The 18,909-nt window shown below is 72.2% G+C and carries 17 protein-coding genes; 6 read left to right on the top strand and 11 right to left on the bottom strand.

Annotated features, from left to right (window positions below):
* Positions 1 to 200: 200 nt before the first annotated feature.
* Positions 201 to 1,682, bottom strand: coding sequence for an FAD-dependent monooxygenase (locus ACSMTC_RS19575; RefSeq protein WP_436560989.1), 1,482 nt, complete (start codon positions 1,680 to 1,682; stop codon positions 201 to 203).
* A gap of 106 nt (positions 1,683 to 1,788) precedes the next feature.
* On the opposite strand from ACSMTC_RS19575, the gene ACSMTC_RS19580 reads away from it, so the two are divergent.
* Positions 1,789 to 3,048 (top strand): bifunctional glycosyltransferase family 2/GtrA family protein, encoded by a 1,260-nt coding sequence (locus tag ACSMTC_RS19580; protein WP_436560990.1) that lies wholly within the window; start codon positions 1,789 to 1,791, stop codon positions 3,046 to 3,048.
* Between the two features lie 152 nt (positions 3,049 to 3,200).
* Here the strand turns inward: ACSMTC_RS19580 and paaN are convergent, their stop codons facing one another.
* The gene (gene paaN, locus ACSMTC_RS19585; RefSeq protein ID WP_436560991.1) at positions 3,201 to 4,901 is read right to left on the bottom strand and encodes a phenylacetic acid degradation protein PaaN; all 1,701 of its coding nucleotides are present in this window, start codon (positions 4,899 to 4,901) and stop codon (positions 3,201 to 3,203) included.
* A gap of 194 nt (positions 4,902 to 5,095) precedes the next feature.
* Complete coding sequence (locus ACSMTC_RS19590; RefSeq protein ID WP_436560992.1) at positions 5,096 to 6,388, bottom strand: hypothetical protein; 1,293 nt, start codon at positions 6,386 to 6,388, stop codon at positions 5,096 to 5,098.
* Positions 6,389 to 6,666: 278 nt separating this feature from the next.
* Between ACSMTC_RS19590 and ACSMTC_RS19595 the strand changes: the two genes are divergently transcribed.
* Entirely contained in the window at positions 6,667 to 7,257 is a 591-nt protein-coding gene (locus ACSMTC_RS19595) for a TetR/AcrR family transcriptional regulator (protein WP_436560993.1), read from the top strand.
* Positions 7,258 to 7,291: 34 nt separating this feature from the next.
* Here the strand turns inward: ACSMTC_RS19595 and ACSMTC_RS19600 are convergent, their stop codons facing one another.
* The gene (locus ACSMTC_RS19600) at positions 7,292 to 7,750 is read right to left on the bottom strand and encodes an Lrp/AsnC family transcriptional regulator (RefSeq protein WP_436560994.1); all 459 of its coding nucleotides are present in this window, start codon (positions 7,748 to 7,750) and stop codon (positions 7,292 to 7,294) included.
* Positions 7,751 to 7,981: 231 nt separating this feature from the next.
* On the opposite strand from ACSMTC_RS19600, the gene pdhA reads away from it, so the two are divergent.
* The 4 genes from pdhA (at position 7,982) to ACSMTC_RS19620 (ending at position 13,509) form a co-directional block, all read left to right on the top strand.
* Positions 7,982 to 9,124, top strand: a complete 1,143-nt coding sequence (gene pdhA, locus ACSMTC_RS19605; RefSeq protein ID WP_436560995.1) for a pyruvate dehydrogenase (acetyl-transferring) E1 component subunit alpha — start codon at positions 7,982 to 7,984, stop codon at positions 9,122 to 9,124.
* A gap of 98 nt (positions 9,125 to 9,222) precedes the next feature.
* Complete coding sequence (locus ACSMTC_RS19610) at positions 9,223 to 10,185, top strand: alpha-ketoacid dehydrogenase subunit beta (RefSeq protein WP_436564741.1); 963 nt, start codon at positions 9,223 to 9,225, stop codon at positions 10,183 to 10,185.
* A gap of 2 nt (positions 10,186 to 10,187) precedes the next feature.
* The gene (locus ACSMTC_RS19615; RefSeq protein ID WP_436560996.1) at positions 10,188 to 11,537 is read left to right on the top strand and encodes a dihydrolipoamide acetyltransferase family protein; all 1,350 of its coding nucleotides are present in this window, start codon (positions 10,188 to 10,190) and stop codon (positions 11,535 to 11,537) included.
* A 436-nt stretch (positions 11,538 to 11,973) separates the two neighbouring features.
* Complete coding sequence (locus ACSMTC_RS19620; protein WP_436560997.1) at positions 11,974 to 13,509, top strand: globin domain-containing protein; 1,536 nt, start codon at positions 11,974 to 11,976, stop codon at positions 13,507 to 13,509.
* 58 nt (positions 13,510 to 13,567) lie between these two features.
* On the opposite strand, the gene ACSMTC_RS19625 is transcribed toward ACSMTC_RS19620, so the two are convergent.
* The 7 genes from ACSMTC_RS19625 to ACSMTC_RS19655 all read right to left on the bottom strand — a co-directional run bounded on the left by ACSMTC_RS19625 (position 13,568) and on the right by ACSMTC_RS19655 (position 18,905).
* A complete protein-coding gene (locus ACSMTC_RS19625) occupies positions 13,568 to 13,972 on the bottom strand; it encodes a hypothetical protein (RefSeq protein WP_436560998.1) in 405 nt (134 codons plus the stop codon).
* Positions 13,973 to 14,039: 67 nt separating this feature from the next.
* The gene (locus ACSMTC_RS19630; RefSeq protein WP_436560999.1) at positions 14,040 to 14,954 is read right to left on the bottom strand and encodes an alpha/beta fold hydrolase; all 915 of its coding nucleotides are present in this window, start codon (positions 14,952 to 14,954) and stop codon (positions 14,040 to 14,042) included.
* A 103-nt stretch (positions 14,955 to 15,057) separates the two neighbouring features.
* Positions 15,058 to 15,828, bottom strand: a complete 771-nt coding sequence (locus tag ACSMTC_RS19635) for a MerR family transcriptional regulator (protein ID WP_436561000.1) — start codon at positions 15,826 to 15,828, stop codon at positions 15,058 to 15,060.
* Positions 15,829 to 15,832: 4 nt separating this feature from the next.
* The gene (locus tag ACSMTC_RS19640; RefSeq protein WP_436561001.1) at positions 15,833 to 16,672 is read right to left on the bottom strand and encodes an alpha/beta fold hydrolase; all 840 of its coding nucleotides are present in this window, start codon (positions 16,670 to 16,672) and stop codon (positions 15,833 to 15,835) included.
* Between the two features lie 142 nt (positions 16,673 to 16,814).
* On the bottom strand, positions 16,815 to 17,054 hold the full coding sequence (locus ACSMTC_RS19645) for a chaplin (RefSeq protein WP_436561002.1): 240 nt from the start codon (positions 17,052 to 17,054) through the stop codon (positions 16,815 to 16,817).
* Positions 17,055 to 17,384: 330 nt separating this feature from the next.
* Positions 17,385 to 17,636: an NUDIX hydrolase gene (locus ACSMTC_RS19650; protein ID WP_436561003.1), complete on the bottom strand. Its 252-nt coding sequence runs from the start codon at positions 17,634 to 17,636 to the stop codon at positions 17,385 to 17,387.
* Positions 17,637 to 17,726: 90 nt separating this feature from the next.
* Positions 17,727 to 18,905 carry a hypothetical protein gene (locus tag ACSMTC_RS19655; protein WP_436561004.1) on the bottom strand — a complete coding sequence of 393 codons (1,179 nt, stop codon included), beginning with the start codon at positions 18,903 to 18,905 and terminating at the stop codon, positions 17,727 to 17,729.
* Positions 18,906 to 18,909: the final 4 nt, after the last annotated feature.

Below are 18,909 nucleotides of genomic sequence, written 5' to 3' on the forward strand. Positions count from 1 at the left end.
GGCGACCACCCCGGTCTGACGGACCGGGGGAGCCGCGGATCGAGCGCTGCGCCCACCCGTCCCGGGGGCCGGATTTCCACGACGCCCCGCGGAACGACGTCCGCCGGTGGTCGGCGGACGTCGGTGGGCGCCGGGCCGGGGCGGCCCGGCGCCATGGGAAGGTCAACCGCAGCTGAAATCCGGCCAATTGGCCGGTATTCTCAGTCGCCCGGAGTGCCGAGCCACTGGGAGAGCGCGGCGCGCAGCTCGCCACGGCTGGGGTCGATCCCGGCCCAGGCCGCGTAGCCGTCCGGGCGGACCAGCAGGACGGTGTCCCGCAGCTTGCCGTGCGGGTCGGCCGGTGCGGCGGTGACCACCCGGTCCGCCCAGGGGTCGGCCACCGACAGCTCGTCGTTGCTGATCAGGACGAACCGGCCGGCGCGCAGCGCCTCGTGGAGCCGGGAGGGACCGTTCGGCTCGTCCACCGCCAGGCGCAGGTCGGGGATCCGGCGGCCGACCAGGTGGTGCGAGCCCTTGGGAGCCGGATAGCTGATCCCGATCCCGGAGATCTGCCGGGCGCCGATCTCGGCCAGCGGGCCGAGGTGTCCGGCGGTGGCCACCAGGGCGGAGCGCAGCGCGCGGGTCGGGGCGGAGCGCGCCAGCGCGAGCCGGATGATGGCGCCCGAACTCCGCAGCACCGTACGGCCGACGGGGTGGCGCTCGGTCTGGTAGGTGTCCAGCAGGGCGTCGGGCGCCCAGCCCCGGATCACGGCGGCCAGCTTCCAGCTGAGGTTGGCGGCGTCCTGCAGTCCGGTGTTCATGCCCTGGCCGCCGGCCGGGGAGTGGCAGTGCGCCGCGTCGCCGGCCAGGAAGAACCGGCCGGAGCGGTAGTTGGGCACCTGGCGTTCGTCGCTGTGGAAGCGGGACATCCAACGCGCGTCGTGCAGGCCGTAGTCCACGCCGAGGACGGTGCGGGTGATGTCGGCGATCTCGGCGAGCGAGACCGGATCGCCCTCGGGACGCGGCCGGCTGCGGTCCCAGGCGATCACCCGGTACCAGCCGTCGCCGAACGGGACCACGAAGGCGAAGCCCTGTGCCGTCGCGTAGAACGTCAGCACGTTCTCGGGCTCCCGCCTGAGCCGGACGTCGGCCAGCAGCACCGAGCTGATCACCGACTCCCCCGGGAACGGGATGCCGAGCAGGTCGCGCACGGTGCTGCGGACGCCGTCCGCGCCGACCGCGTACTTCGCGGTGTGCGTGACGCTCTCGCCCTCGGCGCGCACCTCCAGGGCGACGCCGCGGTGGTCCTGGTGCAGCGCGCGCAGGTCGACACCCCGGACGAGGGTCGCCCCGGCCTTCAACGCCCGTTCCTTCAGCAGGTTCTCGGTGTTGGACTGCGGGGTGATCAGGACGAACGGGAAGCGGGTCGGCAGCTTCCGGGTGTCCAGCGCGAGACGGTTGAACAGCTGCACCGAATCGATCACCTGGCCGGTGGCGATCAGGTCGTCGGCCAGGCCGCGATCGTCGAACTGCTCCAGGGTGCGCGCGTGGACGGCGAAGGCACGGGTGAGGTTGGACTCGGCCGCGCGCCTTTCCAGCACCGTCACCCGCAGCCCCGCCGTCGCCAGATCGCCGGCCAGCAGGAGCCCGGTGGGCCCCGCGCCGACGATCACGACATCCGAGGTCTGCTGCTTGTCGGACATCTGCCATCTCCTGGTGGTCGGACCGGCGTTGCCGGAGAGCCGGTTCTCAGCTCGCTCTCAGCCTTCCATCATCGCGGCCCCATATGGGGCTGTGAATCTCACCGACATGACAGAGCCCGTGCTCGCCGGCCCGACAGAGTCCGCGCCCCGAAGGACCGGCACGGCCGATCCGCTGCCCTTCGGCGCGGTGGGAGCGGCGACCCGTACCCGGCTGGTCGAGGTGGTGGTCCCGGTCTACAACGAGGAGCACACCCTGGAGCGGTGCGTACGCCGGCTGCACGCCTACCTCGGTGAGACCTTCCCCTACCCCTACCGGATCACCGTCGCGGACAACGCCAGCGTCGACGGCACCTGGCGGGTGGCGACCGCGCTGGCCGAGGAGATCGAGCAGGTCCAGGCGGTGCACCTGGACCTCAAGGGGCGCGGGCGGGCGCTGCGACAGGTCTGGAGTGCCAGCGAGGCCGACGTGGTCGCCTACATGGACGTGGACCTCTCGACGGGCCTGGAGGCCTTTCTGCCGCTGGTCGCGCCGTTGCTGTCGGGCCACAGCGACCTGGCGATCGGCAGCCGCCTGCACCGGGGTTCGGCGGTGGTGCGCGGGCCCAAGCGGGAGTTCATCTCGCGCAACTACAACGTGCTGCTGCGGGCCACCATGGCGGCGAAGTTCTCGGACGCGCAGTGCGGGTTCAAGGCGGCCCGGACCGAGGTGGTCAGGCAACTGCTGGTCGAGGTGGAGGACAATGCCTGGTTCTTCGACACCGAACTGCTGCTGCTGGCCGAGCGGTCCGGACTGCGGATCCACGAGGTGCCGGTGGACTGGGTGGACGACCCGGACAGCCGGGTGGACATCGTGCGCACCGTGATCGACGACCTCAAGGGCATGGCCCGGGTGGCCCGGCGCTCGCTGACCGGGGCGGGCCGGATCGAGCACCTGCCGAACCGGGTACGGGCGGCGCAGCTACCGCCGGGCCTGGCCTGGCAGTTGGCGAGCTTCGCGGTGGTGGGCACGGTCTGCACGGCCGCGTACATGCTGCTGTACCTGGTGCTGCGGCAGCTGGCCCCCGCGCTGCTGGCCAACGCGGTGGCGCAGGTGGTCACGGCGGTGCTCAACACGGCGGCCAACCGGCGGTTCACCTTCGGTGTGACCGGGCGGCGGGGCGCGTTCCGCGCCCAGGCGGAGGGCGGGATCGCCTTCGTCCTCGGGCTGCTGCTGAGCAGCGCGGCGATCGGGCTGCAGGGCGTGCTGTGGCCGTCGGCCAGGCACGGCGGGGAACTGGCGGTGCTGGTGGGGGCCAACGCGGTCGCCACGGTGGTGCGGTTCCTGCTGATGCGGGTCTGGGTGTTCAGCCCGAAGCGGGGCCGCTGACGCCCGGCCGGCGATCAAGTTCTATCAGGGGTAGGCGGGTTGCTCCCCGGGGGCGCGGGGAACTGCGCGACCAGCCCGCTACGGACGTGCATGGTCACTCGCGCAGTTCCCCAGCGCCCCTCAGAAGCTGCCCCTCCGCCCCGGAGGCACCCTCAGCTGTGGCGGCGGATCTCCACGGTGCGGAACCGGTTGGCGACGAAGGCGCCGTCGCAGTAGGCGGAGTTGGCCGCCGGGTTGGCGCCGGTGCCGTGCAGGTCGGAGAAGGCGGCGGTCTGGTTCGGGTACACGCCGCCGGTGAGGTTGAGCGAGAGCGAGACGCCGGAGTCGAGGGCGGCCTCGACCAGTGCGGACTCGACCCGCTCGTCGACGGTCCAGCCGGTGGCGGTCATCGCGCCCTGCTCGGCGGTGGTGCGGCGGAGCAGGTCGACCGCGGCATCGGCGGACTCTACCGCGACGGCGAAGGAGACCGGTCCGAAGCACTCGCTGAGGAAGGCGGCCCGGTCGTCCGGCTTGTCGGCGTCCACCTTGACCAGGGCGGGCGTCCTGATGGTCGCACCCGGGAACTCCTCCGAGGCCACCACCCGCGGGGTGAGCGCCAGTTCGCCGTACTCGCCGCCCGCCGCCTGCACCGTGCGCTGGAGCACGCCCGGGTTGACCACGGCGCCGAGGATCGCGGCGGCCCGGGCGTCGTCGCCCAGCAGGCCGTTGATCGCGGCGGCCAGGTCGGTGACCACCTCGTCGTAGGACTTGCCGCCCTCGTCGGTGGTGATGCCGGCGCGCGGGATCAGGATGTTCTGCGGGGTGGTGCACATCTGGCCGCTGTAGAGCGAGAGCGCGAAGGCCAGGTTGGCCAGCATGCCGCGGTAGTTGTCGGTCGACTCGACCACCGCCGTGTTGACGCCGGCCTTCTCGGTGTAGACCTGGGCCTGCTTGGCGTTGGCCTCCAGCCAGTCGCCGAAGGCGGTCGAGCCGGTGTAGTCGATGATCTTCACCTCGGGCCGGACGGCCAGCGCCTGGGCGATGGTCGAGCCCTCGTGTTCGGCCGCCAGGCAGACCGTGTTGGGGTCGAACCCGGCCTCGGCGAGCACCTCGCGGGCCACCCGTACGGTGAGCGCGAGCGGCAGGGTGGCGCGCGGGTGCGGCTTGACCAGCACCGGGTTGCCGGTGGCCAGCGAGGCGAACAGGCCCGGGTAGCCGTTCCAGGTCGGGAAGGTGTTGCAGCCGATCACCAGCGCGAGCCCGCGCGGCACCACGGTGAACTCCTTGACCATGGTCAGCGGGTCGCGCTTGCCCTGGGGCTTGGTCCAGTCGGCGCGTTCGGGCAGCCGGGTCTGCTCGGCGAAGGCGTACGCCACGGCCTCCAGGCCGCGGTCCTGGGCGTGCGGGCCACCGGCCTGGAAGGCCATCGCGTACGCCTGGCCGGTGGTGTGCATCACCGCGTGGCCGAACTCGTGCGAGCGCTTGTTGATCCGGTCCAGGATCTCCAGGCAGACCGCCGCGCGGGCGGCCGGGCTCGCCGCGGCCCAGGCCGGCCGGGCGGCCTGCAGGGCGCCGATCAGCGCGTCGGGCCCGGCGTGCGGGTAGCTGATGCCGAGTTCCACGCCGAACGGCGAGGTCTCGCCGCCGACCAGATCGCCGTCGGTCGGCTGGCCCTCGAGGGCGAAGACGCCGCCGAGCAGGGCCTCGAACGCCGCCTTGCCGTCCGCCGCCCCGCTCTCGCCGTACGCCTTGGGGAACTCGGGGTAGGGGGACCAGTAGTCGCGGTTGCGGATCGCCGCGAGGGCGCGGTCCAGGGTGTCCTGGTGGCGTTCGATCAGTTCGGCGACCGAGGGGGCAGGGGTCGCAGCGGCCATGGTGCGCTCCTCCAAAGGGGCGGACGGGACACCCCTCAGAGTAACCGAACGATCGGTCGGGGCACAGGGGTAGCCGTCAGGCACGCGAAGGCGGGGTTCTTCCGGGGAGCACGGAGAGCCGTGGAAAAGGAGCCGGCCCGCAGTCCCAGCTGGGGCTGCGGGCCGGAAGACCGGAAGAAAGGTTTCCCCTCGGTCTACGGGATGCCGAGCTCGAAGATGACGTAGCCGGCGAAGAAGCCGGAGGCGACGGCCCCCATGCCGAGGACGGTGGCCAGGGAGGGCAGCGAGAGGCGGCGCAGGGCGATCGCGATCGGGATGGCGAGCGGGAAGACCGGGAGCACGAAGCGGGAGAGCGTGCCGAACATCTGCTGGCTGCCGAGCACCAGCACCAGGGTGCCCAGGGTGTAGACGGTGATCACCAGCGGCGGGCGCAGCCGCAGCAGCGGGACCAGCAGGCAGGGCAGTGCGAACAGCACCAGGACGGCGATCAGGTCCTCGGTCGGGTACGCGAAGAGGTAGTTGCCGTCGCCGGTGAGGACGTGCGTGACCGCGGTGGAGGTGTACGTGCCGAAGTCGAAGAAGTGCAGCCAGGCGCCGCGCTGGAGGGTGAGGTAGCCGTCCCAGTGGCCCATCCGGTAACCGACCCAGCCGATGTAGCCGAAGAAGCTCAGCGGCGGCAGCAGGATGGCGGCCAGCGGACCGAGCACCCCGTCCCTGCGGCGGAACAGGGCGACGGCGGCGGAGAGCGCGACGCCCGCGATCAGGGTCATCGAGGTGGGCCGGCTCAGGCCGGCGATGAAGGTGATCAGCGCCGCGTTCAGCCACTGCCGGCTGATCACGAAGTAGCAGGACCAGACGGCCAGCGCGACGAACAGCGACTCGGTGTAGACCGCCCACAGCACGCCCGCGCCGGGGAAGGCGCCCCAGACCGCCGCCGCGATCACACCCGCCCGCGCCCCGGCCAGCTGCTTGGTGACCGCGTAGATCCCGGCGGCGGCGATGAACGAGGAGACGACCGAGACCAGCATTCCGGCGCCGTAGAGGCCGATCCCGGTGCAGTTCGAGACCAGGCGCATCAGGCCCGGATAGAGCGGGAAGAACGCGGAGGAATTCTGCTGGATGGTGAAGAATCCGCCGTGGTCGGCTATCAGCTCCGGGTGGTAGCCGAATTGCGCGACCTGCTGGTACCACCAGCCGTCCCAGCTGCCCACCACATCCCACGGGTGCGCGCCGCCGCCGTACCTCGGGTCGAGTTGGTGGAACCGCCCGGAGGAATCCAGCAGCAGCATGAAGACCGAGAAGCCGATCAGCTTCACCGCCCCGAACAGCGCCAGTGCGGGGCCGAACTCGGCGGCGCCGCGCCGGAAGCGGGCGCGGAGGGTGTCGAACCCCGGGAAGGGCGGGGGCGCGGACTCGGACGGTGGCACCGGGGGTTCGCCGGGGAGCGGACGGCGTTCGGATGCCACCGTCTCCTGTATCGCGCTCACTGCGGGGCCCCTCCACCGGTCGCCGTCACCACCCCGCCGGGGTTCCCGGCGGTGAACGGCGAGTCTATCCGGCGGTGTTGGAAACCCCGAGGGATCTCGGTCCGGGTGGGGAGGGGTACGCGAATTCGCTTTCACGGAGTTCCGGCCGCGCATTGGACCGCAATCCCGTATTCGGTGGGAAATGAGCGGAAAACGGCCGCGGGCGGGGCGCCTGGGGCGAGCGGGCTGTTCCGACCCCAGGCTGACGTGCGGCCGGGGCGGCGGGGATACTCGGTCCCATGGCCGAGAACACCACCCGCACCACGTACACCGTCGAGTCACTGCTGGCCGTGACCGTCGAGGTCTTCAACGAGCGCGGGTACGACGGGACGTCCATGGAGGACCTCTCGAAGGCGGCCGGGATCTCCAAGTCCTCGATCTACCACCACGTACGCGGCAAGGAGGAGCTGCTGCGCCTCGCCGTCGGGCGGGCGCTGGACGGGCTGTTCGCCATCCTCGACGAGCCCGCCGCGCGGCAGGGCCGGCCGGTGGACCGGCTCGAACACGTGGTGCGGCGGACGGCCGAGGTGCTGCTGGAGGAACTGCCGTACGTCACGCTGCTGCTGCGGGTGCGGGGCAACACCCCGACCGAGCAGTGGGCGCTTGAGCGGCGGCGGGAGTTCGACCACCAGGTCGCCGAGCTGCTCAGGTCGGCGGTGGCCGAGGGCCAGCTGCGCTCGGACGTGGAACCCCGGCTGGCCACCCGGCTGCTGTTCGGCATGATCAACTCCATTGTGGAGTGGTACCGGCCGGGCCTCAGGGCGGCGGACGGCGTCGCCGAGGCGGTCGTGCACCTCGCCTTCGACGGGCTGCGCGCGCCGACCGCGTGAGGACCGGGCGGCCGCTCGGCCGCCGGCCCCCGCCTCAGGACAGGCCCTGGTCCGGCGGGACCTGGTCGGTCTCCTCGAAGACCAGCAGGGTCTGGGTGGCCAGGACCTGGGAGATGTTCTGGATCCTGGTCAGCACCAGCTCGCGCAGGGCGCGGTTGTCGGCGGTGTGCACCAGGAGCATGACGTCGAACTCGCCGCCGACCAGGGCGATGTGCGCCACCCCGGGCAGGTCGAGCAGCTGCTCGCGGACGGTCCGCCAGGAGTTCTGCACGATCTTGAGGGTGATGTAGGCCGAGGCGCCTTGGCCGGCCTTCTCGTGGTCCACCCGGGCGGTGAAGCCGCGGATCACCCCGTCCTCGACCATCCTGGATATCCGGGCGTACGCGTTGGCCCGGGACACGTGCACCCGCTCGGCGACCGAACGTATCGAGGCCCTTCCGTCCTGCTGGAGCAGACGGAGGATCGAACGGTCGACTCGGTCGAGCCTGGACATCTGTTCAGTGGACACGGCCCCCGCCCTCTCGGAATGGACATGCTGCCACCAGCAGACCGCTGTTCGGGCCGATTGTCCACCACCTTGGCGCAGCTGTGGCCAGAATGACCAGACAACCGAACAATCGGTAGGGAGCGACGAGGTCCCACGGACGGCCACGCCGTCCCTCGCTCACCACGGCATCACCACTGCCCCTGTCGCACCCCCTCCCCACCCTTCGGAGGTGCCGAGATGACCGTTCTCGACCACAGATTTCCAGCCTCCGTCCCGGGGTGGCTCCCCGGCGCGACCGCCCCTCGCACCGATCCCACGCCGCTGCTGCCGGACCCGGCCCCCGTCCGCGTCCTCGGCACCCCGCTGCTGGAGAAGACCGACCCGGCGCTGCTGCGCGAGCTCTACCGCCGCCTGGTGACCGGCCGCCGCTACAACCAGCAGGCCACCACGCTGACCAAGCAGGGGCGGCTCGCCGTCTACCCCGCGTCCACCGGCCAGGAGGCCTGCCAGGTGGCCGCCGCACTGGCACTGCGGGAGCAGGATTGGCTCTTCCCCAGCTACCGGGACACCCTGGCCGTGGTCGCCCGGGGAGTGGATCCGCTGGAGGCGCTCACCCTGCTGCGCGGCTCCGCCCACACCGGCTACGACCCGCGCGCCACCCGGACCGCACCGCTGTGCACCCCGCTGGCCACCCAGGCGCCGCACGCCGTCGGACTGGCCCACGCCGCTCAGCTGCGCGGTGAGAGCGTGGTCGCGCTGGCGATGCTCGGCGACGGCGGCACCAGCGAGGGCGACTTCCACGAGGCGCTGAACTTCGCCGCCGTGCTGCACGCCCCGGTGGTCTTCCTGGTGCAGAACAACGGGTACGCGATCTCCGTCCCGCTCACCCGGCAGTCCGCCGCGCCCACCCTGGCCCACAAGGCCGTCGGCTACGGCATACCCGGCCGGCTGGTGGACGGCAACGACGCACCCGCCGTGCACGCCGTCCTCACCGAGGCCGTGGAGCGGGCCCGTTCGGGCGGCGGACCCACCCTGGTCGAGGCGCTCACCTACCGGATCGAGGCGCACACCAACGCCGACGACGCCACTCGCTACCGGCAGGACGAGGAGGTCGCGGCCTGGAGCGAGTACGACCCGATTCTGCTGATGGAGCGTCATATGCGTGCTGCGGGAGTACTGGAGGACCAGCTGGTGCGGGAGGCGGCCGACGAGGCCGAGGCGCTGGCCGCCCGGATGCGCGCCGAGTTCCATGCCGACGCCGAGCTCGACCCGATGTCCCTGTTCGCCCATGTCTATGCCGAACCGACGCCTCAACTACGTGAGCAGTCAGCGCAGTTGGCGGCCGAGCTGGCCGCGGAGGCCGAGGTGCAGGGCCGATGACCACCTCCCACCGCTCGCCCGCCGCCCTCGACGGGGCCGCCGCGCCGCACTCCTCCGACTCCCTGCCGCGCCCCTCGGGCTCCCCGGTGACCACCAGCATGGCGCAGGCGCTCAACTCCGCACTGCGGGACGCCATGCGGGCCGACGAGACCGTCCAGGTGATGGGCGAGGACGTCGGCGCCCTCGGCGGCGTCTTCCGGATCACCGACGGACTCACCGCCGAGTTCGGCCCCGAGCGGTGCCTGGACACCCCGCTCGCCGAGGCCGGCATCCTGGGCACCGCCGTGGGCATGGCGATGTACGGGCTGCGGCCGGTGGTGGAGATGCAGTTCGACGCCTTCGCGTACCCCGCGCTGGAACAGCTCTTCTCGCACGTCGCCAAGATGCGCAACCGCACGGCCGGGAAGCTCCCGCTGCCGATCACCGTCCGCATCCCGTACGGCGGCGGCATCGGCGGCGTCGAGCACCACAGCGACGCCTCCGAGGCCTACTACACCTCCACCCCCGGCCTGCACGTGGTCACCCCCGCCACCGTCGCCGACGCCTACGGCCTGCTGCGGGCCTCGATCGCCTCCGACGACCCGGTGGTCTTCCTGGAGCCCAAGCGGCTCTACTGGGGCAAGGAGGAGTGGGACCCGGCCGTGCCGGTCGAGCCGATCGGCAAGGCGGTACTGCGGCGCACCGGCCGCTCGGCGGTGCTGATCACGTACGGGCCCTCGCTGCCGGTCTGCCTGGAGGCGGCCGAGGCGGCGAAGGCCGAGGGCTGGGACCTGGCCGTGCTGGACCTGCGCAGCCTGGTGCCGTTCGACGACGCGACGGTCGCCGAGGTGGTCCGCTCCGTCGGGCGGGCGGTGGTGGTCCACGAGTCGGCCGGCTTCGGCGGGTTCGGCGCGGAGATCGCCGCCCGGGTCACCGAGCGCTGCTTCCACCACCTGGCCGCACCGGTGCTGCGGGTCGCCGGCTTCGACATCCCCTACCCGCCACCGATGCTGGAGCACCACCACCTCCCCGGGGTGGACCGGATCCTGGACGCGGTCGCCCGGCTGCAGTGGGAGGAGTGACGATGACGCCCGTGGTACGCGAGTTCACCCTGCCCGACCTCGGCGAGGGGCTCACCGGAGCCGAGGTGGTCCGCTGGATGGTCGAGGTCGGCGAGGTGATCGCCGTCGACCAGCCGGTGGTCGAGGTCGAGACGGCCAAGGCCGTGGTGGAGGTCCCCTGCCCCTACGGCGGGGTGGTCACCGCCCGGTACGGCGAGGTCGGCGAGGAGATCGCGGTCGGATCGCCCCTGGTGACGGTCGCGGTGGCGTCGCCGGACGCGGCGCGGCCGGGGGACGGCACGGCGGCCGCAGGTGCCGGGGCCGCACCCGAGGCGGCCGAGCGCCCGCTGGTCGGCTACGGGGTGAGGGAGAGCGCCAAGGGCGGGCGCCGGGCCCGGGTCCGGATCGGCGGAGCCGCTCCCGCGCCTGCTGCTCCTGCCCCTGCTCCCGCGCTTGCTCCTGCCCCTGCTCCTGCCGCTGCCCGTGCCGAGGCGCCGGCGGCCGCTCGGGTGGTCGCCCCCGCGGTGATCCCGGTGATCTCGCCCTTGGTGCGGCGGCTGGCCCGTGAACACGGCCTCGACCTGGCCCGGATCACCGGGAGCGGCCCGGACGGGCTGATCATGCGGGCCGATGTGCAGCGGGTGCTGTCCCAGGCGGTCGCACCGGCCCCCGCCACGGCGGCCGAGGAGGAGGTCGTCCCGCTGCGCGGGCTGCGCCGGACGATCGCCGAGAAGCTCACCCGCAGCCACCAGGAGATCCCCGCCGCGACCTGCTGGGTGGACGCCGACGCGACCGGACTCATGGAGACGCGCGCCCAGCTGAACCGGGCGGACGGGCCGAAGGTGAGCGTGCTGGCGCTGCTGGCCCGGATCTGCACGGCCGGACTGGCCCGCTTCCCCGAGCTCAACTCCAGTGTGGAGAGCGACGGTTCGGGTATCCGGCGGCACGGCGCCGTCCACCTGGGCTTCGCGGCGCAGAGCGAACGCGGCCTGGTGGTCCCGGTGATCAGGAACGCGCACCTGCTGAGTACCGAGCAACTCGGCGCCGAACTGGCCAGGTTGACCGAGTCGGCCCGCGCCGGGAAGCTCACGCCCGCCGAGCTGACCGGCGGCACCTTCACGCTCAACAACTACGGCGTCTTCGGAGTGGACGGCTCCACGCCGATCCTCAACCACCCCGAGGCGGCGATGCTCGGGGTCGGCCGGATCGCGGCCAAACCCTGGGTGGTGGACGGCGAGTTGGCCGTCCGGCAGGTCACCCAGCTGTCGTTCACCTTCGACCACCGCGTCTGCGACGGCGGGACGGCGGGCGGCTTCCTGCGCTTCGTCGCGGACTGCGTCGAGCAGCCGGGGGTGCTGCTGCGCCACTTGTAGCGGCGGCGGCCGTTTTCTGGAGACGGCCGCGACGGTGGAAAGGGCGCGGTGCCGGTGGGGCCGGGGAGGGTACCGGGTCCCCGGCCCGGGTGTCCGGGCTTTGCGCGATTCGTCGGATGAGCTGTCCCGGCGTGCCAGGCTACCGAGACCTCAGCAGGACTGGGTCAGGTGCGGTAGCAGGGACGACCGGAGCGGAACGATTCTCTTGGGCACTCGTCAAGTCGCGTTGGAGTCGGCGCCGTTACTCGTCAGGGCGGGTCATGGATCGGTCGCGGTGGATGCCGTGCCCGAGATGCCGGAGACCGGTCCGGATCCGCGCCCGGCCCTGGAACCGGTGCGGAACCTGCTCCCGAAGCCCGGCTCGCTCCCGGGTCCCTTCTCGCCGCCGGAACCCGGTCCAGCGACGGCGGCTGGTCCGGCCGCGACAGCCGGGCGAGTGACCGGGACCGGGCAGGTGACCGAGGCCGGTCTGGTCATCCCGCCGAGGCCGACCAGGCCGCCGTCCGTACCGGCTCCGGTGCCGCCGATCGCACCGATGTTCACCCGGGCGCCCGGTCTCAACTGGGCCGGTCCGGGCGACCGTTGGACCCGGGCCTGGGCGCAGGACGACTCCCGGGCGCCTGCTCCCTCGGCGCTCCCCGCCGCACCGCCCCGGCCGGAGCTTCCGGGCGGGGTCGCCTTTCCCGCGCTCCCGGCGCTCGGCTCCGCTCCCGGTTCCGCATTCGGCTCCGCTTCCGGCTCCGCTCCCCGCTCTGCTTCTGGTTCCGCTCCCGGTTTCGCTCCCGGGTTCCCCGCACTGCCGTCCTCCGCGTCCGGAAGGGGAGCCCAACAGCCGCCCACCGCACGGGACATCGAGCTGATCCGCCACTGCCTGGCCGCCGTGGAACCGGTCGCCGACCGGGCCACCGCCCACTTCTACGCCCTGCTCTTCCTCCGGCACCCCGAGATCCGGGCGCTCTTCCCGGCCGCCATGGACGTCCAGCGCGACCGGCTGTTCCGCTCGCTGCTGATGGTGGCCCGCAACGCCGACGACCTCGCCGGGCTGACCGGGTACCTGGCCCGGCTCGGCCGGAGCCACCGCAAGTACGGGACGCTGAGCGGCCATTACGGCGCGGTGGCCGAGTGCCTGGTCGCGACCCTGGAGCGGTACTGCGGCAGCCGCTGGAACACCGAGGCCGAACTGGCCTGGCGCCGGGTGTACGGCCTGGTCGCCCGGGTGATGGCCGACGCGGCCGAGCGGGCGGCGCGGACCTCGCCGCCCTGGTGGCAGGCGGAGGTGGTCGCGCACCGGCCGAGCACCCCGGACATCGCGGTGCTGACCCTCCGCCCCGACCAGGCGTACCCGTACCGCGCCGGGCAGTACACGACCCTGGAGACGCCGTGGTGGCCGCGGGTCTGGCGGCAGTTCTCGTTCGCCACCGCACCGCGCCCCGACGGCCTGCTGACCCTCCACGTCAAGGCGGTCCAGGCAGGCTGGGTGAGCAACGCCCTGGTGCACCGGGCCGCTCCCGGAGACGTCCTGCGGCTCGGACCGGCCGAGGGCGGCATGGTGCTGGACAACACCGGCGGCGCCGACCTGCTCTGCGTCGGCGGCGGTACCGGAATCGCACCGATCACGGCGCTGGTCGAGGAGGTGGCCGCCCACGGCATCCGGGGCCGCTCGGTCGAGGTCTTCTACGGCGCCCGCCGGCGCACCGAGCTGTACGCGCTGGACGCCCTGCGCCGGCTGGCCCACGGCAACCCCTGGCTCACCGTCCGCCCGGTGCTCTCGCTGGAGCCGGGCGGGGCCGACGGCACGGAGAGCGGCGAACTCCCGGAGGCCGTGTCGCGACGCGGCCCCTGGACCGGCCGCGCGGCCTACCTCAGCGGACCGCCGGCGATGGTACGGCGGACGGCGGCGGCGCTGGTACGGGCCGGCGTGCGGCCGGAGCGGATTCACCACGATCTGGCGGGCGAGTCGGCGGTGTGGTGAGCCGGGGGTCCCGGGGTGGCTGAGGACCCCGGGACCGACTGCGCGGATCGGCATCCCATCAGGCGGCGTCGAGGGCTTCGGTGATCTTGCGGGCCATCTCCGCCATGGTGGGACTGGTCTCGCCACGGTGGGTGGCCGCTTCGATGGCGACGAGGACGATGCCGCGGAAGTTGTCGGCCTCGGCCGGATCCTGCTGCTTGAGCAGGCTCATGGCTCCCGTCAGGGCCGGCAGCACGTGGTCGGCGATTCCGGCCACGGTCTTGCCGCTCAGCTTCACGCTCCCTCGCTTGTCGCCGAGCACGTGCCCGACCGGGCCGGTCGCGGAGGCCAGGGCGATGGAGCCGTCGGTGGCGATCCGGTGGGGCTTGCCGCCGGCGGCACCGGCGGCCGCCATCAGCGAGACGGCGCCGTACGCGGCGGTCCGCAGGGTGAGCTTGTCCTGGTCGGTGAGGGTGATGGACATGGTTGTGTGCTCCTCTTCAGCTGTTGTGGGACTCAGTCGGGCGGACGGAACCCGGGGCGGACACGCCTCAGGAGCGGGTCGCCCGGTCGACGACGTCGCGGATCGCCTGGACCACGGCGTCGGCGCGCTCGAAGCACAGCTGGCTGTGGTTGGTGTCGGGGAGGATGCGGTGCTCCCCGTGCGAGACCGAGTTCGCCAGGGCCTCGTACAACCGGGTCTTGCCCTCGTGGATCCCGCGCAGCGTCTCCTCCGACATCAGCGCCTGCTGGGCGGGGTCGACGGCCAGCGGGGTGAGCGCGATCAGCGGGACGTCGGGGATGTCCGGCCCGGCCCGCAGTTCGTCGGCGAGTGCGGACATCGAGGCGCGTTCGGCGATGCCGGCGTGGATCCACCGCTCACTCACGTGGTACTCGACCAGCGACTGCCGCACGTGCTCCGGGTAGTCGGCGAGCATCTCGGCGACGAACCCGCGCATGAACGGCAGCGCCTGCTGGAGCTGCTCGGCGGTGGGCGCCATCTGCTCGCCCGCGGCCAGGCTGGCCTCCGGGGGCACGAAGTCGTCCCAGTCGCGGTGGAAGGCGTCCAGCCAGACCAGTCCGGCCACGTCCTGCGGGTACAGCTGCGCGAACCGGTGCGCGTAGCCGCCGCCGAGGGAGTGCGCCACCAGGACGTACGGACCGGCGATGCCCTGGGCGTGCAGCAGTTCGTGCAGTTCCGTGACGACCTCGGCCGCGGTGCGCGGCAGCGGGGCGGGATCGCTGTAGCCGGTGCCGGCGCGGTCGTACACCACAGCGGTGCTGAACCGCGAAACCTGCTGCTGGATGCCGAAGTAGTCCAGGCCGACCGCGCTGGCGCCCGGCAGGAACACGACGGCCGGTCCGCCGCTGCCCGACCGGTGCACGAAGATCCGGCGGCCGTTGATCTCCTGGAACCCGCCGAGCGGAGGAGTGAGCTGGTCTGAGGAGGTGCTGTTCGCTGTCATGCCGTCAACTATCCGAGCCCGGCCTGACACCGCCCTGTCATCGCCCTGACGCGAGCACTGACACGGTGTCCCACCTCGTTGGGCCAGGTCAGAACGGTGCGCTCTAGGGGACTTCGATGCCGGCCGATCGCACTTTCTCCTCGATCAGCGCGGTCAGACGGGTCCAGCCGGGCCTTTCGTCCTCCCCGTGGCGGGTGAGCATCTCGTAGCGGGTCTCGCCGTCGTCGCGGTTCTGGAGGCCGCCCAGCGTGGGCAGCAGTGAGGGGTCGGCGATGAAGTGGGCGGCCACTTCCTCGGCGAGTTCCTCGATCCGGGGGTCGTCGGGGGCCCAGTTTCCGGCGCTCCAGGTGAGCTTGATCATGGCGACGTGCCGGGGATCGTCGAGGCCGTGCTCGATCTGGGAGAGGTAGTCGTCGAAGCCCTCCGGCATCAGGGCCCTGGCCAGGACCAGGCCCTCTCGCGCCGTCGTCACGTCGTCCTCGGAGAACCCGAGCCCGGGCATCCGGTCCAGCAGCGCGAGAGCGCGGGCCGGCAGCAGGACCCGGTTGCCGTGGGCGAGTTGGCGCAGCGTCTCGCGCCGCGCGATCAGCTCGTCGATCCGGTCGGTGAGGCTCTCCTCGACATCGACGAGCGCGGCCGAGAACTGCTCGGGATCGGCGTCGAGTATGGTCCCGATCTCCGCCAGCGGTACGCCCGCACCGGCCAGCGTCCGGACCTGGACCAGCCGCAGCAGGTCGGCCGTTCCGTAGCGCCGGTAGCCCGAGCTGTCGCGGCGCGGTTCCTGGATCAGGCCGTGCAGGTGGTAGTGCCGGATGGTCTTCACCGTGACGCCGGCGAAGGCCGCGGCCTGGCTGATGGTGATGCCGTCTGTCATGGCGTCAGTTGACCCCACTGACCTGCAGTGCGGCAACTTCCCGAACGGCTGCGGCGATGGCCCGGAAGTCCTTGCGCATCACGGTCGAGTGGTTGCTTCCGACCGTCGCGCTCACCCGGACGTTGGGGTTGCGGGCGAGCACCGGGTCCAGCGTGGCACGCATCGCGGCGTGGCCTTCCTCGGTGCTGCCGAGGCTGGCGCCCGAGGCCACGACGAACCGCATCGGGAAGGTCACGCGGTCGAAGACCGGGCCGCCGGCGGCCACGATCTCGTTCAACTCGATGTTGATGTCGGCGTGCTGGTCGGCGGACATGTTCGCGGACAGGCCCAGCCTGCGGGTGAGCGGCATCGTCCACCGGAACTTCCGGAACAGCCGCCGGATCTCCTCCTTGCCGGCCTCCGGGCCACCCTCGACGCTGGCGAGGTAGTCCCACGGGTAGCCGCCGTCCACCATGACCACACCGGCGACGCGGTCCGGGTTCCGGGTGGCCCAGTGCAGCGCGAGCGCTGCCCCGTAGGACCAGCCCACCAGCAGGGGCCGCTCCGCCCCGGTCGCGTCCAGGACGGCGTCGACATCCCGGATACAGGCCTCGAACGAGTAGTCCGCCGACCGCTTCGAGCGGCCACGGGCGCGCTCGTCGTAGGTGATGTGCCGCCACCCGCTGCCGAGTTCGGCGGTGATGGGCCGCCAGTTCTTCTGGGTGGCGTAGGAACCGTTGAGGTAGACCACCGGCCTGCCGGTCCCACGGGTGTCGGTGACGGCCAGGGCCGTGTCCTCCACCGGCACCATGCCGCTCCAGGTCGAGGTGGGGAGCGGGTTCGAGCGCGAGATCGAGTTCGTCATGCCTTCAGCGTGAGGCCTGACCTTAGGTCAAGGTCAACCATGGAATTTCGGCGGTCCGTCGGCCCCGATCCCGGACCGGTCATGGCGGAGGGCCCGCCACCGCCTCAGGGTGGCAGGCCCTCCGGTGCGGAACGGGCTGAGCTCAGCTCTTGTTCACGCAGGCGTTGCCGGCTGCTGCGTTGAGCAGGCCGACGATGTCGACGCTGTTCCCGCAGAGGTTGATCGGAAGCTGGATGGGGACCTGGATGTTGTTGCCGCTGATGACACCGGGAGATCCGACGGCCGCCCCCTCGGCGTCGGAGTCGGCAGTTGCGGTCTGTGCCCCGGCGAGAAGGGCGGTGGCGGCGAGGGAGGCCGCGACGAGGGCGGTGCGGATGCGCATGATCTGCCTCCTGGGGAGGACGGGGATAGATAGAGCAATCAGACGCGAGCGGTGATCGAAGACATGCGGATTCGTGCGGCCGTGGGCGCGCCACGCCGGATCCCGACCTGTCTCCTTGCTCGCGGCCGGGGCGTGGGCCGGTCATGAGGCGGTGGCCTTGCGAGGCGGTGCCGCGAAAGTCGGGAGGTGCCCCAACCGGTCGGCGGTTGCCGCTGGTTGGGGCACTGGTCGGCTCCAGGCTTGCTGCCGTGTGCCGACCTTCCACGCAGGAGGCCCAGTCCTTCGTGGCACCCGCTGGCCCGGTCCAGGTGGGCCGACGGGAGTTCGGGTTCAGGCCGTGATGGAGCGGCCTTCGAGGTGGTACACCGGTGCGAACGGGTCTTCGAGGCGCAGCAGGGCGGACCAGATCCGGTCGGTCTGGTAGGGCCGGCACCGGTCGGGGATGTCGTCCGGGTGTACCCACGCGAGTTCGCTGATCTCACCGGCGGCGATCAGGGGGACCGAGGCGCTGGCGGCCACTTCGGCCGAAACCCTGGCCGTGAACACGTGGTTGAGGCCGGGGACCGAGTCGTTGCGCGGCATCCAGTCCACGATCAGGACGTCATCGAACCGGAGGTCGAGGCCGGTCTCTAGTAGGTGGGCATCAACTGTACGGGTGCAACAAGTGAGCAGTTAGACAGTTGAGTTGGACCGCTCTGCGGGAGGGGCGACGACTGATGACGGTGCTGTTCGAGTGCGGCGTTCAAGCGGATTGCCTCCAGGCGGGCTCGGGTCGAACGGCGAGTTTGCGAGTGCCTCGTGGGCGAGCGCCAGCGCGTCCTCCAGCAGGCCGTGAACAGCGGTGGGAAGCGCGGCGGAGCCCAGTGCACAGGCGGCGAGAGCCCGTTTGAGCCCTGCGGTCTGACCGGGTTCGAGGTTCCGGCGGGCACCGGGGTGGGCGAGCAGGTCGCGCAGAGCGTAGCCGTCGCCGGAATTACTCGTTCGGCTGGTGAGGTGCCGCAAGAGGTTCCGGGCTGCGGGCGTGGCCGGGCTGGTGGCGTCGAGGGCGGTCAGGGCGAGGCGGGTGGTGAACACGGCCAGGCCCTCGCCCGCGTCGAGCACCAGCCAGTGGTCGATCGCCGCCTCGGCTGCTTGCTGGTCGCCGGGGCGGCACAGCGCGGTCAACGCCGTGGTGACGGCGTTCTCCCACGGGTCACCGGGCTCGGTTGCCTCCAAGAGGGCGAGGGCGCCGGGAAGGTCGCCGGTGGTGGCGGCGGCCAGGACGGCGACCTGGCGGCCGTCGAGGATGCGCAGGCCGATGCCGTGGTGTTCCTCGATGTGGCGAAGGGCGTCGCTCCAACGGCCTTCTGCGGTGAGGGCGCGGGTGCCGTCGGCGAGAACGACTCGCCACAGCCACTGGCGGACTTCGGCGCGTTGCTGGTCGGTGTTGGTGAGGTGGGCGGGGACGGTGATGCCGTCGAGGACGGCCTCGGTGCCGGTGGTGATGGCGCGGTAGAGGCCGAGGAGGAGCTGGTGGCCCTGCTGGTGCTGTCCGGCACGGATGTGGAGGCGGGCAAGGTTGACGAGCGGTTCGAGGCCGCGGATCGCGCTCATCGCCGGGAGTGGGCCGCGGGTGAGGTAGAGGCGGGCGTGGCGGTGGCAGAGCTCGCGTGCGTAGGTGGGCAGGCCGAGGTCGGAGGCGAGCAGGGCGGCCTGGTTGAAGACGGTGGATGCCTGGCCCGGGTCTGCCTGTCGGGAGGCCGTGTCGGCTAGCTCGGTGAGCCGGCCGACACGGGCTTCGAGTGGCAGGCACGCGGGCCGGATCCGGGCGACCAGTGGGAAGCGCCTGGCGACGGGGCCGGTCGGGTGCATGGGG

Origin of the sequence: Kitasatospora sp. HPM-01-4 (assembly GCF_051374625.1) — a bacterium.
Taxonomy (GTDB): domain Bacteria; phylum Actinomycetota; class Actinomycetes; order Streptomycetales; family Streptomycetaceae; genus Kitasatospora.

Excerpts from the sequence above, each read along its gene's own strand:
- ACSMTC_RS19575 (WP_436560989.1), bottom strand. The coding sequence starts at position 1,682 with ATGTCCGACAAGCAGCAGACCTCGGATGTCGTGATCGTCGGCGCGGGG.
- ACSMTC_RS19580 (WP_436560990.1), top strand. The coding sequence starts at position 1,789 with ATGACAGAGCCCGTGCTCGCCGGCCCGACAGAGTCCGCGCCCCGAAGG.
- paaN (WP_436560991.1), bottom strand. The coding sequence starts at position 4,901 with ATGGCCGCTGCGACCCCTGCCCCCTCGGTCGCCGAACTGATCGAACGC.
- ACSMTC_RS19595 (WP_436560993.1), top strand. The coding sequence starts at position 6,667 with ATGGCCGAGAACACCACCCGCACCACGTACACCGTCGAGTCACTGCTG.
- ACSMTC_RS19600 (WP_436560994.1), bottom strand. The coding sequence starts at position 7,750 with ATGTCCAGGCTCGACCGAGTCGACCGTTCGATCCTCCGTCTGCTCCAG.
- pdhA (WP_436560995.1), top strand. The coding sequence starts at position 7,982 with ATGACCGTTCTCGACCACAGATTTCCAGCCTCCGTCCCGGGGTGGCTC.
- ACSMTC_RS19610 (WP_436564741.1), top strand. The coding sequence starts at position 9,223 with ATGGCGCAGGCGCTCAACTCCGCACTGCGGGACGCCATGCGGGCCGAC.
- ACSMTC_RS19615 (WP_436560996.1), top strand. The coding sequence starts at position 10,188 with ATGACGCCCGTGGTACGCGAGTTCACCCTGCCCGACCTCGGCGAGGGG.
- ACSMTC_RS19625 (WP_436560998.1), bottom strand. The coding sequence starts at position 13,972 with ATGTCCATCACCCTCACCGACCAGGACAAGCTCACCCTGCGGACCGCC.
- ACSMTC_RS19630 (WP_436560999.1), bottom strand. The coding sequence starts at position 14,954 with ATGACAGCGAACAGCACCTCCTCAGACCAGCTCACTCCTCCGCTCGGC.
- ACSMTC_RS19635 (WP_436561000.1), bottom strand. The coding sequence starts at position 15,828 with ATGACAGACGGCATCACCATCAGCCAGGCCGCGGCCTTCGCCGGCGTC.
- ACSMTC_RS19640 (WP_436561001.1), bottom strand. The coding sequence starts at position 16,672 with ATGACGAACTCGATCTCGCGCTCGAACCCGCTCCCCACCTCGACCTGG.
- ACSMTC_RS19645 (WP_436561002.1), bottom strand. The coding sequence starts at position 17,054 with ATGCGCATCCGCACCGCCCTCGTCGCGGCCTCCCTCGCCGCCACCGCC.
- ACSMTC_RS19650 (WP_436561003.1), bottom strand. The coding sequence starts at position 17,636 with ATGCCGCGCAACGACTCGGTCCCCGGCCTCAACCACGTGTTCACGGCC.
- ACSMTC_RS19655 (WP_436561004.1), bottom strand. The coding sequence starts at position 18,905 with ATGCACCCGACCGGCCCCGTCGCCAGGCGCTTCCCACTGGTCGCCCGG.